Source organism: Paenibacillus sp. NPDC058177 (assembly GCF_042883835.1).
GTDB classification, from domain to species: Bacteria; Bacillota; Bacilli; order Paenibacillales; family Paenibacillaceae; genus Paenibacillus_AQ; species Paenibacillus_AQ agri.
This window is the reverse complement of the sequence record NZ_JBHVVB010000003.1, coordinates 693,482-706,963: the sequence shown is the minus strand read 5'-3', so window position 1 is coordinate 706,963 and position 13,482 is coordinate 693,482. Positions and strand designations below refer to the sequence as shown.

Sequence of the window (13,482 nt, the reverse complement as noted above, 5' to 3'; positions counted from 1 at the left end):
AAGTGAGGAGCACATGTATGTCCGAAGATTTAAGCAAGTCTCCCATATCACAGGGAATCGTGGCTATCCTTCAAGCAATTGGAGGTAAGTGGAAGCCATTTATCTTATATATCCTGTTGAATGATGGCACCAAGCGGTTCGGAGAGCTGAGACGGATCATTCCAAGCATCACCCAAGGCATGCTGACCAACCAGCTTCGTGAGCTGGAGCAGGACGGACTCATTGTCCGCCGGGTGTATCAGGAAATCCCGCCCAAAGTGGAATACACCATCTCTGAGCACGGAAAAACACTTCATTCGGTGCTTAATGATATGTGTGACTGGGGATTTTATCATATCGAGCATAGCAAGAATGTGAAGGAGCAAAACGAGATGCCAGGTTCATGACACAAGCCAGGGTACGTTAACCAGAAATCAGTAGTAGATTTACTTAAAGTCCCCCTCGAAGATCCTCACGAGAACTGCTGACGGTACTTCCGCGGCGACATTCCTTCGATTTTGGCGAAGCTGGAGCTGAAATAGGGAACATGATTGAAGCCAACTTCTTCAGCAATGCGGGCCACCGGATAATCGGTCTGCATCAGGAGGAGCTTGCTTTGCTGAATCCGGTAATGCAGCAGATATTCCATCGGCGAGCAGCCGTATTCCTTGCCCATGCACCGTGCGATATAGACAGGATGGAAATTCAGATGCTCACCTAGCCGCTTGGCGGTAATGTCTTCACGATAATGGGTGCGCAGGTAGGAGGCGGTCTGTTCGGCGCATGCCCGGGAGGGCGTGCTTCGTTCGCTATTCAGGGAAGCCGTCAGATGCTGAATGACCTCCTGGAACAAAAGCTGCTGACGCAGCGGTGTAGCGCTCAGATGGGCGCTGGGTCCGAGCTGAATGAGCTGGTCCAGCAGGCTCTGAACGGTCTGCGGCTGCCGCAGTGCAGCGTACTGCGGCAAGCTGAGTGTGAACGGGCGGACCTCGAATAGCTGCGAGTTTTGAAGCTCACTGCCCATAGGGCTACCACCCTTCAGAGGCTCGTACTCATCCGACACACTCCAGCAGCCTCCTGTATGAAAGTGCAGCCAATAATACGTAGTTCGTTCTGTACAATCCATTGTGCCGAAATGATGGTTGCCCGGACGAAGGATCAGCATCTCCCCCGCCTGCACCTCAAAGCGCAACTCCTCTTCTCCCATGTATAGACAGCCGCTTTTCACGACTAAGAGATCGAATACACCGATGTGATGGCGCCCGATATGGCGGTGGCCTGCTTCGAAATAATGCAGCCCGCTTACAATATAATGCAGCATCGGCGGGACGGTGAAATGCAGAATAGTCACCCGGACAACTCCCTTCGTTCAGGTTGGAATATTGAAAGTTTTGGTTGATTATGTGTACTTAAATCTGATCGTTTTCCTCTATAATCATATACTAGCCACAGAGATAAATCATGTCAATGTAGACAGAACATCAGGGTTGGTATACTTGCAAGGAGGGTTTGTTTTGTGAAAAAGAATACTGGGGGATTTGGACTGTGGATGCTGGCCTGGCCTATATTCCTGGAGATTTTTCTCCAGACTTTGCTGGGGACGGTGGATACGCTGATGGTCAGCCGGATCTCGGATGATGCCGTTGCGGTTGTCGGGATCTCGAACCAATTATTCGGTGCTTTAACCACGTTATTTACGACATTTGCCGGAGGCGCGGGTATTCTGATCGCCCAACGGATGGGCTCGAGGAAGATCAAGGAGGCACGTACCCTGGCGATTATGGGGGTGTCAGCGAGCTTTGTTCTCGGTATTGCCGTTAGCATCTTTCTATTGTTCTTTGCTGCTCCGATCGGAGGACTGCTGAATATTTCGGACGATCTTCTTCCGCTTTCCAATATATATATTTCGCACGTGGGCGGCGGCTTGTTCATGGTCGGCCTGATCGCTTCACTTGGAACAGCGATTCGTAATACCGGGAACACCCGGGGGCCGATGTATATGGGGATATTGGTGAATGTCGTTCATATTATTTTGAATTATCTATTTATTTTTGGTGTAATGGGCATGCCGAAGCTGGGACTTGCGGGAGTGGCGATCTCCACGATTATAAGCCGGGCAATCGGGCTGATCATGTTGTTCGTGATGTTCAGGCGCGCATTTGAGATCCGAATCGGGCTGAAGGATTTTCTTATTTTTGACAAGCGATTGTTCAGGGAAATCCTGAAGATTGGCTGGCCGCTTGGCGTCAATTCATCCTGCTGGGTGTTCTCACAGCTAATCGTATACTCTTTCCTGGCGGTGCTTGGCTCAGAAGCTCTGGCTGCACGCACCTATCTGAATACGCTAGAATCCTACTGTTTCACCTTGGGTTACGCTGTCGCCTTAGCGGCACAGATTCAAATCGCCCACTTGTACGGAGGAGGAAAGACGAGGGAAGCCTACAAACTGGCCTATCGCACCCTGCTCATTGGGCTTGCAGTTGTGATGGGCAACATGCTGCTGCTCTTCCTGTTCGGACGACAAATATTAGGGCTCTTTACTCAAGACCCGGGAATCCTTGCACTTGGTGTGTCGCTGCTGGCAATCAATCTGATCTTGCAGCCGTCCAAAATGCTCAACATGGGCATGGGCAACGCCCTAAGTGCCATTGGCGATACCCGGTATATGATGTATACGTCAATTGCTTCTATGTCGTTGATTGGCGTTGGTTGTTCCTACGTATTCGGGATTTGGGCAGGATGGGGATTGATTGGCATTTATTGCTGCATGATTGCCGATGAACTGGTTAGAGGACTGTGCGTCCTGCTGCGCTGGCGCGGTCAGAAAGTGCTCCGGAAGGCCGAAGCCGAACGGCTTGAACCTGCCGGCACTCCGCTACCGGGGAATGGTGCAACAACCTCATATTCCACTTGAAAATGCAGAGGAGAGGGTCCGGTACGGGCGCTCTCTTTTTTTAAAAAAATAATGATTTCATTGTGCGACTTGCGTGAGAATTATCTCTATAGTCATCGGCGTCCTTGAATGTCTTGCCAATCGTATAAAAGGATTTTCCAGCACGTTCATGGAATAGATAGGGATCAATAATGCTAAGGGGTGAGATCAATGGAACATTACTTATTTTATCAATCGGCTTATGTACGGACGCAACTGTTAAAGAGTGTGGAAGGACTGGAGGAGGAGACCGCCTTACACATTCCGCAGGGCTTCCGTAATCACATTCTGTGGCATTTGGGACATGTATACACATTGAATGAACGTTTTGCTTTCAAAAATATCGGGCTGCCGATGCATTTGCCGGATGGCTTTCTGGAATTGTTTGAGAACGGCACATCGCCGCTTACCGCTCCTGCTTCTCTAGTGCTTCCGAGTCTCGAAGAACTGAAGATCCTTCTGCGGGAGCAGCCGCAGCGCATTCAGCGTAGTTTGGCAGATCGCCTTGAAGAACCTATCGTGCCGCCGTATACTACGTCGGGCGGAATGAAGCTAGGAACGGTTGCGGAATTCCTCAGCCTCAATCTGTACCATGAAGGCCAGCACCTGACTGCTATTAAATTGTACAAAGCACTGCTCGCGGCATTACCTTCCTAATATAAAATGGTATAATTTTCATATATGAAGGGAATGAGAACAATGTAGTTCACAATCAGAAATATAGATCCTCGTGCAAGATCTCCACCTCTTTTTGCGAGGGACGGGAGATTTTCAATTTACTTCAGGAGGGTTTATATGATTAACAACATTTGGACTGGCGATAAAGTTAGATTACGAGTGATTGTACCTACCGACTGGGACAAGTTCCACAATAATGATCTCGATTCTGAGAGTGCCAGGCTTTGCGATATGATCTATTTTCCAAGATCAGAAGAAGGTACGAAGAATTGGGCGGAGCATCAAGCATCCAAAGGGCCAGATGGTGATAATATCATGCTGGCGATTGAGACACTTGACGGTAATCTTGTTGGTAGTATTAATGCGCATAACTGCGACACGCGGCATGGGACGTTTAAATATGGTGTAGCCATTTTTCGAGAACACTGGCGCAAAGGATACGCTGCTGAGGCAGTAATGATCTTGTTACGCTATTATTTCGAGGAGCTGCGCTATCAGAAAGTGAACGCACATGTCTATGCTTTTAACGAAGGGTCGATTGCCCTCCAAGAGAGTCTTGGATTCGTACAAGAGGGCAGACTAAGGAATATGATTTATTCCAAAGGGCAACACTTCGATGAATATGTATTTGGCTTAACGAAGAGCGAATACGAAAGCTAAAGAGGTTAAGGGAACAGAGTGGCTGCCGATTTATTGGTAGCCACTCTGTTCCTCTTATTTTTTGTGGGTATGAATGGAGATTTAATTTAATCATCCTAAGCGGTGAACAAATCCCTCTTCCACTTCTTGTAAATGAGCCGCCAATCCTTTATGCTTATAATAGAACGATCGTTCAAAAGGAATGAGAATCATGAAAAGGCATTATGATAGTGAGCAGACAAGGAAGATCATTGCGGAGAAAGCGGCGCAACTTTTTTCGCAAAAGGGCTTTGCTGGAACATCGATTTCGGATATCTCCAAGGAATCAGGTTTTAGCAAAGGGCATGTGTATTATCATTTTGAGAATAAAGAGAAGCTGTTCATTACTATAGCTGAGGATGCCATGCGGGTGTGGGGTGAGAAGTGGAATGCTCTCTCGCCAAATTACCCCACAGCAACAGAAAAATTGTACACAGTAGCTATCTTTGTGTTGGATAATTACAAAACCCCGCTGCTTAAGGTCCACCAGGAATTAATGGGGAATCCGGCTTCATCGCCGGAAACGGTCAAGCAACTGTACGACCTGGTATCAACACCTATGCGCGCGTACGAGGCTATTTTTCAATATGGAATCGAAAGCAATGAATTTGTTATCGAAGATGTGCAGGCTGCCACATTTCTGTTCGGGAACTGGTTAGGCGCATTATGTCAGCATATCTATACGATGGATTATGATACGTTGCGGGGGATGTTCCAACAATGCGTTACGATCTTTTTAAAGGGAATTCTGAAATAGTAAGATTTCTCTTTGTTAAGAATAGAACGATTGTACTAATCTTTTCAACTACATTCAATAGGGATGTGATGGTAGTGAAAGCATTGAACCAAGTAGCGATTGTAACGGGCGGTGCTTCGGGTATTGGGAAGGCTATTGCCGAGCAATTAGTGGGCAACCATGTATTTGTCGTCATTGCTGATATTGATGAGTATGGTGGTAAGCAAGTGGTTAGCCAGATTGAAAAAGAGGGTGGCAGTGCACAATTTGTAAGGCTGGATGTTACGGATGCTGATCAGATAGAAGCGCTAGTGCTCAGCGTGCACAGGGAACATGGGAGATTGGATTATATGTTTAACAATGCAGGGATTGCAATGTATGGGGAACTGTATGATATGTCGCGAGAGCATTGGGAGAGAATCATAAGTGTTAATCTCTGGAGCGTGATCCATGGTACACAAGCAGCGTATTCTCTAATGAAAAAGCAAGGCTTCGGACATATTGCTAATACCGCATCCGTGGCAGGACTAGGCCCTTCACCAACGGCTGCCGCTTACGCTACAACCAAGCATGCCATCGTAGGCTTGACGACATCTCTCCACTATGAGGCGGAAACGTTCGGTGTAAAGGTGAGCACATTATGTCCGACATTCGTTAATACATCCATCTTTTCAACGGCTGAAGGTATCAACATCGACAAAGTGAAAATGAATGAGCAAATGAAAAAAAGGAAAATGATGAGTCCCGAGCAGTTTGCACGGATCGCTTTAAGAGCTCTTGAGCGAAATGAGCCATTGGTTTGTCCAATGCCTTTTCGGCGGACTAGCGATATATTCTTTATCCTTTTTCCGGGGATTCACCGCAAGCTCATCCGTTTCTTCTGTAATGAAGCCCGCAAAGCAAATATAAATACAGTCCATTAATTTAAATGTTTTCCCAACGTTCGCAGAAATGCCTCCATATTTTTCATATTTGCAGCGCAAAAAAACAACAGGCAACTTATTAACGCCTGTTGTTTTTACATTACTCATAGATGCCAACCACTTACATCGCATTGGCCATATTCATTATCCCCCACAGCAACTACCGTGCCGTCCGATTTAAGGCCGAGTGTATGAGCGCAACCAGCCGCCACCGCCACAATATCGCACCAGTTGCTCACATCACATTGGCCATATTTATTATCGCCCACAGCCATGACTGTTCCATCTGATTTAAGCCCGAGGGTATGATAACTACCCGCCGCTATCGCCACAATATCATGCCAACCGCTAACATCGCATTGGTCATGCTTGTTCCGACCCACAGCCGCCACCGAGCCGTCCGCTTTAAGCCCCACCGTATGAAGGTAACCCGCAGCGACCGCCACAATATCACGCCAGTCACTAACGTTGCATTGGCCCCACTGGTTATTACCTACAATCGTCACTGTGCCATCCGATTTAAGTCCGGCAGTATGCCAGTCACCCGCCGCCACCGCCACAATATCACGCCAGTCACTAACATTGCATTGGCCTTCATTATTTCGACCCACAGCAACCACCGAGCCATCCGATCTAAGCCCGACGCTACGACGCCAACCCGCCGCAACCGCGACAATATCGCGCCAATCACTAACATTGCATTGATCATGCTTATTCCAACCCACAGCAACCACCGAGCCATCTGATCTAAGACCGATTGTATGAGCATTACCCGTGTTCGTCGCCATATGAACATTACCTGCCGCAACCGCGACAATATCGCGCCAGCCGCTTACATCACATTGACCACATTTGTTATCACCCACGGCAGCTACCGTTCCGTCCGCTTTAAGCCCAGCGGTATGACGGCGACCCGCCGCAATTACAACGTTCATCAGTCTCACTCCGTTTCTTTTTCACATGCGCGATCACTTGGCGAAGGGCTTCACCCTATAAGACAAGCGTACTATGCTGTGTGAAAAGAATCCAATTCTAAAAGTATGTAAAGTTCATTTAAGATGTTCATTGCCTATCTCCTAGTTGTTTCCAATGTTAAGATTTCAATATCAGATGCGCAGCTGATGCTTAGATAATTTGAGCATAGAGAGGAAGATGAAAGATGAGTAAGGACAACATCATTAAATTGATGCTTTCTGAAAAGGTAAGTATGACACCTGCCGGTTTTATAGCAGATCAGTTAAGCCCGCAGCAGTTTGCGGATCACTACGAATTGTTTTTTGACAAGATATTTGACATCAGCTCATCCGATATTTCGGGTATAGAGGGTTATGGGGAGTTCGACGAGGAATGCAAAGTGGGCTACGGAACTTGCAGGGATTATCTAATCGATAACTTTGCAGACGACCGTGAGGGGTATTGGCTGAACTGGAGAGAGATGTTCGAAACAACGGTTTTGGAACGCGAATTCTTCGAAATGTACTTTAAGGAAATGGAGAAAAGAATTTCTTACTGTGAAGGCCAGCGGTTTTTGGTCAATAATAATACGTTTTTTGAAAATATGATCACAGATGGGCAGACCACAGTGGGATTCCCTGACTGGAGCCGGTCCGGCATTTGCGATTTCCTATTGGATGTTGCCATTATGGATTTGAATAAGCCATACTTAAGAATTCCAGAATTGTTGGCCGAATATAGTAAGAAAAGGGGAATCGTTATCCCGGATTACAAGGAAAGATTCCTGTGTATGGCGTATTATAAAGGAATCGATGTCCTGCGCTGGCATGCATCTATTGATGACACGGAATCCTGCAGCTCGATTGTGAAGTCGATCAGTGAATTGAAAGACCGAATGGATGCTATCTCTATATAGATGGTGATGAGATGAAATATGAAAATGCTGGCGATGTACTGCCGGCGGAGCTACTCAAAGAACTGCAGAAATATGCGGCAGGCAAGCTGCTGTATATTCCCTCCGGGGAGGAAAAAAGAGCCTGGGGCGAAACGTCAGGTTACCGGGAGACCTTGCAGAAGCGCAATCTCATGATTCGCAACAAGTATGGTCATGGAGTGACAGTGTCGGAGCTTGCGGATGAATACTTTTTATCCTTGGATTCCATTAAAAAAATCATCTATTCTAAGAAAAATGACCTACACATCACGTACGCTCCCACTTTAGAATCGGCAGTACAGTATTCGAATGCCGGGATGCTGGAAGAATGGATTCACTGTTATCTGCTGCTTACCCGAAACGCTGCTTCTATCTTGCATGACTTCGAGGAGGAAAAACCCCGGTATTACGGTGTTGTCAAGTTTCCACTGCGGCTCATTCAGCGGGACGGGGTGGAGAGTGGGGGAGACGATCATATCATCGATGATGCAGTGACTCATCCCCCTCTGCTAATTCGATATGAAGCAGGTAAATTTTATTGCATTGCACAGAAAGAGTTGTTGGCCCTATTGAAGCAGCGCAAAGTAAATGCTTATCCAACCATTATTGTGTTAAACGGGAATGCCGATTATAAAAGTTTTATGAAGCACTATGGAACTGCATTGTTTTTTTGCAAATAAAAAAGAGCGACACGAAGTGGGAGGCACTCGTGTTGCTCCTTTTTTTCTAAGAGACGGGCTTCTTAACGATAGGAATCCATATTTCCATTTCATACATGTTATTTCCACGATCATAGGTCATTTCAAACTCGGGAGCGTTCGTGTTTTCGTAATTGGAATTCGGAAACCATTCTGAAAAAATACGCTTCCAGAGGTCGTGGATATTACTTTGCCCATCTGGATAGACGCCGGTTGAGAAAATAGCATAGGTTTGTGTAGGGATTTGCAGCTTTTCGAACCCTTCCGGCAAGTCACCTTGAGGTGAAAAGTAACCGATCATGTAGGAGAAGTCTTCTCCTAGCTTGTTGTATAATATCCCATGAATCTGGCTGTTTTCTCCCAATCCTGCGGAAGCGCGAATACGATCAACGCTCCCATCAGATACACACTTAGACCAAAAAGCAGGGATTTCAATGTACGGATTCTCTCCATCGGCATTAATCACAGTCGAAACACCGAACATTTCAAAGTCCTGTTTGTCTTCAATCTTGTAATTCATCTCCACATCTCCTCGTATCGAAATATGAAAGGATAATCGTGGAAAGGCTTTTAAAGAAACGCATTTGTCACGCGCAGACACTGGCATCACGCTATGCATTTTTTTGAACGCTCGGGAAAAGGCTTCAGGCGACTCATAACCATACTTTAAAGCGACGTCGATCACCTTCGTACCGCTTTGTTGCAGTTCGAATGCGGCAAGGGTCAGCCGTCTGCGTCTGATGTATTCTGACAGCGTCACATTGGTTATGAACGGAAACATCCGCTGGAAATGATAAGTGGAGCAACAAGCGATTTTCGCCAATTGATCGTAATCAATTTCTTCAGACAGGTGTGTTTCGATATATTCCATTGCGCTGTTCATGCGGTCCATCCAATCCATTCAGATCCTCCTTTCAAGTTTGATTATAGGGTGCGGGAAGAAGAGGAGCCTTGCATTCCTTGCACAAAAATATCATGTTCGATCACCGTTGAGCTCCTGATGTATTTCCAACAGCATATATTCGGCAAACTCCGAAAGTTGGGATGGAGCTATACTCTTATTTGCTCTCACTCCTGCATACTCCTCTAAATAATTTTGAACCAGGTGCTGGTACTTGCTTGGCAAGTTCTCAGTTCCCCAGGCCCCCCCTTCTTTCTTTGAGGAGATCTTGCCTTCCTTAATAAAATAAAGCACTCTACATAAATTTAACGTTACATACATTGGTTTATCCAAAATCTCTTCGGATGCACATTCAATGTCGTACAGGATGGAGGCAAGATAGTGTTGTCTATCAATCGGTGGATAATTTTCTGCAAGTGGCCTGCCGTATAAAGTCCTGCCTCTGTGGTAGGCTACGGCTATTTGAGAGGCTAAGTCCTTATCCTCATACCCTCCACACAAATAATGTTCGTTATTCCGATACTGCTCTCTATGGAAATCCGAGAAATGATACTCGCAGGGTGTTGGATACACAAACTCAATTAAATATTTCTCCAGAATGATGCTGCATTCAACACTATTTTCGATTTCCTCATGGAGGAATAGAAGTCTTTGTGAGAGCTGTTTTGCGGAGAAGAGGGATACTGTTTCTTTTACTACAATCAATACATCAATATCGCTCCTTGAAGGATTAAAACAACCCATCGCCAAAGAACCATGCAAATAGACCCCAACTAAATTGTCACCCAACTCTTCTGCAAATAATGACTGTATTCTGTCTAAAACCACTTGCACCTGTATAGCCTCCCCCTATTCTAATAACCAGTATAATTGTAAAAGAATAGTTGAGTCTGAAGTAGGCAAAAAATAAACATAATTAATATTGGTACAACAAGAAGGGTTAAAGTGTAGGCATTCTCTATTTACGGTTCGATTGAGGATTTTATCAATTTATGTTAAAAATGTTGTACTGACCCATAGGGAGGGCACTAAAGATGAGAAAGATTTATATTATTCAGCATTGCCAGTCAGAGCATCACATCAACAATATGTCGGGCGGTTGGACCGATACGCCTCTGACTGAACTAGGGGAGAAGCAGGCTGAGCGGATTGGACTAAAATTAAAGAGTGAACTAGCTAGAGATGAGTACGTTTTGTATGCTTCAGATTTAATGCGGGCCAAGCAAACGGCAGATATTATTGGAAAGCATCTAGAACTAAATGTGACTGAAGAGGCGGGCTTACGGGAAATCAATACTGGAGCTGCCATTGGCAAAACAAAGGAATGGGCAAAAGCGAATAGAAACCCTATGGGGGAACGCGGCTTCCACGTCGATTATCAGGAGTTTCAGGACGGGGAGACCTGGAGGGAATTTTATTTGCGCGTCTGTGATTGTATGGAGCGAATCATTCATTCGGAACAGAAAAATTTAATTATAGCGACGCATGGCGGAACATTAGGCTATATCATTGCTTGGTGGATGGGCTTTAACATCGATATGTTGGAGAAAGCACACTTTAAGGCTTCGGTGGGCAGTATTTCACTTTTGCAGACAAATGGCTATCAACAACATGAACTGCATATTTTTAATGATACTTCACATTTATTTGAGTTGAAGAGTTAGTTTGATAGGTCGCATTAAAAGCAATCCTTGCCTGAGTTGAAAAGGAGTTTCTACTAATCCCTTCCAAAGAGTAAATAGCGGCATTTTTGTACCTTAAATCGGTTGCAGCTAAGAATATTTCCTAATTAAGTGCAATTTTGTATGTTAATTCTTCCATATTATCTTCTTCAGTGGATTTTTCGGAAATTAAGATACATAAATGCTCTTATATTCCTATTTTGGGTGGATTGAGGGGAATTAAGGTACGAAAATGCTCTTAGTTGGGGATACGAGTTTTTTTCGTCGTGAAGAAAGTTGGAACATGGGCAATTGCGACCTAAAGCCTCAGACTTCACCGGGGAGACACCAAATCTTGTGTTTGGATCATAATTTCACTTCGTATAGATAGATTTATTTGCCCTGACCACAATATATCTCAAATCAATGAAGGCGTGACTTTGATTGTGGTAGCTTAGTTGTTCTTTTACCTCTCCGCAATCAATGATCTGGAAATGAACAAAATGCTCTCTTAAATCTTGCTCGGTAAAAAAGTGAGCGATCTTGTCTTGTTTATATTCGTATGTACCTGGCTCCACTTCAAGTCCTTGTTTATTACTATGATCCTTATCTGAAAAAACGGTGAAGAAGGCAATGCCGTTGTCTTTCAGCGCTTTTTTACAGTTATCTACTATGAGGTGTCGCTCCTCTTGCATAAATAAGTGAAGGAGATTATAGCAGTATATCCCTTCATATTGCTCATCTAATTTGAGGTCTAACACAGAGTCATGAATGAACGTTGTTGTGCTATCAAATTCTTGAGCAAGTCTAATCGCGTGCGAGGAGATTTCAATCCCGTCCACATGAAAATGTTTGGATAACTCTTTTGTATTTCTGCCATACCCGGCTCCGGAAACTAAAATTCTATTAAGATGATTTTGATTGAATAATGAAATAGCTTTGTAGACGCTGTTACTTGGTTTATCGCCCCAAATGTTTTCTTCACTCTCAAATCTTTTTTCCCAGTAAGCCTGCATTAGGTAGTACCTCCTTAATATTTAAATTGGAATCCGTTTACAATATACCATGTCTTGTTGAGGTTAAATGTTAGAATAATTACAGCAGAGGCTGGGCAGGCAAAAGAAAAGGACAAAAGAGCTTGTAAGAGCGCCTTTTGTCCTTTTGTTCATTATAGCAAAGTTCAGTTACAACGATATCAAATCGCGCGACAGCTTGTTGAGCCGCTCACAGCCGTTGTCTGTCACCAGCACCATATCCTCGATCATGATTGAGCCGATGCCGTAGCCGTAGTAAGGGGTCTCCAGACAGATGGCCATACCCGGGCGGAAGACAGTTTCTTCCGATGGGCTGAGGAAGGGGGCTTCCTCGGCGGCAAGGCTTAATCCTGCGCTGTGTCCCAGATGCCCACGATTATAATTCGGGATTCCGGAACGGCGGATTAGTGGCATCACTTCATCAAAAGCATTTTTCATCGGCAGGCCGGGTTCGATGATCTCCAGCAGCCGGTCGTGTCCGGCCCGTAGTGCGCCATAGATGCGCGTGACTGTATCCGATGGGGAGCCAAGCACAAAGGTGCGTGCAATGTCTGAGCCATACCCGGCCACGTCGACACCGACATCGAATTTGATGAGATCACCTGGCTTGCTCGGACGGGTATCGAAAACATGTGCAGGCGCAAAGTGATCTCCGACCGAAATCATATGAAAACGGGATTCGAAGCCGTCCGCATGGGTCAGCAAAGCGAGCCGGAACGCATCAGCAATTTCTTTTGCCGAATGACCAGCTCGAATCCCCTTAATCGTCTGAGTGATGCCGATCTCTGCGTATTCGCAGCTCTTACGCAATTGCGCGATTTCCCAAGGTGTCTTGAGCGACCGCAGCCCGGTAAGAATCGGGCCTGCTTCGGCCAGTTGTAGACCGGGAATGGCTTCGCGTAGCGCAGTTACAGCAGGATAGCGCATGGCGCTCAGCTCTACAGCAATACTGCCACTGTCTACACCATATTCCGCCAGCACTTGCCCGAGCAGTCCGAACATCTCCTGCACTTGGTGGTTCACCGGCCGTCGCCCTTCATACTTGGCACCGCGCAGTCCGAGCGGATCGTCGACGTCGACCCAGGTCGGGTACGTACGCAGCTCACATTGTGGTAAGTCAGCCGGAACACCGGCCGCTTCGAATTCGTTCATGATGATGACCGTAGGCCGGTTCGGATCACGGAACATGACAGCCAGCGCGACTTCGCTCATACGCAGCGTATACATGAACGTGCTGGGGTGTCCGGACAAGTAGTAGAAATTTTCACAGCTTGTCGCCACGAGCGCTTCTACATTTTCTTTTTCCATGATTGCCCGCGCCCGTTCCGCGACGTCTTTCAAATGCTCTGCTTTGCTGGGCATCCCATTGTTCAC

15 protein-coding genes are annotated in these 13,482 nt (G+C 46.0%); 9 read left to right on the top strand and 6 right to left on the bottom strand.

The features are described 5' to 3' along the window. Positions 1–17 precede the first annotated feature (17 nt). The gene (locus tag ACFVU8_RS17115) at positions 18–386 is read left to right on the top strand and encodes a winged helix-turn-helix transcriptional regulator (RefSeq protein WP_066377628.1); all 369 of its coding nucleotides are present in this window, start codon (positions 18–20) and stop codon (positions 384–386) included. Positions 387–451: 65 nt separating this feature from the next. Here ACFVU8_RS17115 and ACFVU8_RS17110 read toward each other — a convergent pair whose 3' ends face one another. Next, entirely contained in the window at positions 452–1,330 is an 879-nt protein-coding gene (locus ACFVU8_RS17110) for a helix-turn-helix transcriptional regulator (RefSeq protein WP_387428716.1), read from the bottom strand. A gap of 198 nt (positions 1,331–1,528) precedes the next feature. Here ACFVU8_RS17110 and ACFVU8_RS17105 point away from each other — a divergent pair, with 198 nt between their 5' ends. The 5 genes from ACFVU8_RS17105 (at position 1,529) to ACFVU8_RS17085 (ending at position 5,926) form a co-directional block, all read left to right on the top strand. Beyond that, positions 1,529–2,893, top strand: a complete 1,365-nt coding sequence (locus ACFVU8_RS17105) for an MATE family efflux transporter (protein WP_387428798.1) — start codon at positions 1,529–1,531, stop codon at positions 2,891–2,893. A gap of 189 nt (positions 2,894–3,082) precedes the next feature. Beyond that, positions 3,083–3,568, top strand: a complete 486-nt coding sequence (locus tag ACFVU8_RS17100; protein WP_387428713.1) for a DinB family protein — start codon at positions 3,083–3,085, stop codon at positions 3,566–3,568. A gap of 138 nt (positions 3,569–3,706) precedes the next feature. Further along, entirely contained in the window at positions 3,707–4,249 is a 543-nt protein-coding gene (locus ACFVU8_RS17095) for a GNAT family N-acetyltransferase (RefSeq protein WP_387428710.1), read from the top strand. Between the two features lie 190 nt (positions 4,250–4,439). Next, complete coding sequence (locus ACFVU8_RS17090) at positions 4,440–5,024, top strand: TetR family transcriptional regulator C-terminal domain-containing protein (protein ID WP_387428707.1); 585 nt, start codon at positions 4,440–4,442, stop codon at positions 5,022–5,024. A 74-nt stretch (positions 5,025–5,098) separates the two neighbouring features. After that, positions 5,099–5,926, top strand: a complete 828-nt coding sequence (locus ACFVU8_RS17085) for an SDR family NAD(P)-dependent oxidoreductase (RefSeq protein WP_387428704.1) — start codon at positions 5,099–5,101, stop codon at positions 5,924–5,926. A 104-nt stretch (positions 5,927–6,030) separates the two neighbouring features. Here the strand turns inward: ACFVU8_RS17085 and ACFVU8_RS17080 are convergent, their stop codons facing one another. Beyond that, positions 6,031–6,861: an RCC1 domain-containing protein gene (locus ACFVU8_RS17080; RefSeq protein ID WP_387428701.1), complete on the bottom strand. Its 831-nt coding sequence runs from the start codon at positions 6,859–6,861 to the stop codon at positions 6,031–6,033. Positions 6,862–7,085: 224 nt separating this feature from the next. On the opposite strand from ACFVU8_RS17080, the gene ACFVU8_RS17075 reads away from it, so the two are divergent. Both ACFVU8_RS17075 and ACFVU8_RS17070 read left to right on the top strand, forming a co-directional pair. Continuing rightward, positions 7,086–7,796 carry a hypothetical protein gene (locus ACFVU8_RS17075; protein WP_387428699.1) on the top strand — a complete coding sequence of 237 codons (711 nt, stop codon included), beginning with the start codon at positions 7,086–7,088 and terminating at the stop codon, positions 7,794–7,796. An 11-nt stretch (positions 7,797–7,807) separates the two neighbouring features. Beyond that, positions 7,808–8,494 carry a CD3324 family protein gene (locus ACFVU8_RS17070; protein WP_387428697.1) on the top strand — a complete coding sequence of 229 codons (687 nt, stop codon included), beginning with the start codon at positions 7,808–7,810 and terminating at the stop codon, positions 8,492–8,494. Between the two features lie 46 nt (positions 8,495–8,540). Here ACFVU8_RS17070 and ACFVU8_RS17065 read toward each other — a convergent pair whose 3' ends face one another. Next, positions 8,541–9,413 carry an effector binding domain-containing protein gene (locus ACFVU8_RS17065; protein WP_387428694.1) on the bottom strand — a complete coding sequence of 291 codons (873 nt, stop codon included), beginning with the start codon at positions 9,411–9,413 and terminating at the stop codon, positions 8,541–8,543. A 72-nt stretch (positions 9,414–9,485) separates the two neighbouring features. Then, positions 9,486–10,247 carry an aminoglycoside adenylyltransferase domain-containing protein gene (locus tag ACFVU8_RS17060; RefSeq protein WP_387428692.1) on the bottom strand — a complete coding sequence of 254 codons (762 nt, stop codon included), beginning with the start codon at positions 10,245–10,247 and terminating at the stop codon, positions 9,486–9,488. Between the two features lie 200 nt (positions 10,248–10,447). Here ACFVU8_RS17060 and ACFVU8_RS17055 point away from each other — a divergent pair, with 200 nt between their 5' ends. Further along, positions 10,448–11,077: a histidine phosphatase family protein gene (locus ACFVU8_RS17055; protein ID WP_387428689.1), complete on the top strand. Its 630-nt coding sequence runs from the start codon at positions 10,448–10,450 to the stop codon at positions 11,075–11,077. Positions 11,078–11,448: 371 nt separating this feature from the next. Here ACFVU8_RS17055 and ACFVU8_RS17050 read toward each other — a convergent pair whose 3' ends face one another. Both ACFVU8_RS17050 and ACFVU8_RS17045 read right to left on the bottom strand, forming a co-directional pair. Beyond that, a complete protein-coding gene (locus ACFVU8_RS17050) occupies positions 11,449–12,090 on the bottom strand; it encodes a class I SAM-dependent methyltransferase (protein WP_387428687.1) in 642 nt (213 codons plus the stop codon). Positions 12,091–12,258: 168 nt separating this feature from the next. Beyond that, positions 12,259–13,470, bottom strand: a complete 1,212-nt coding sequence (locus ACFVU8_RS17045) for a M24 family metallopeptidase (RefSeq protein WP_387428685.1) — start codon at positions 13,468–13,470, stop codon at positions 12,259–12,261. Positions 13,471–13,482: the final 12 nt, after the last annotated feature.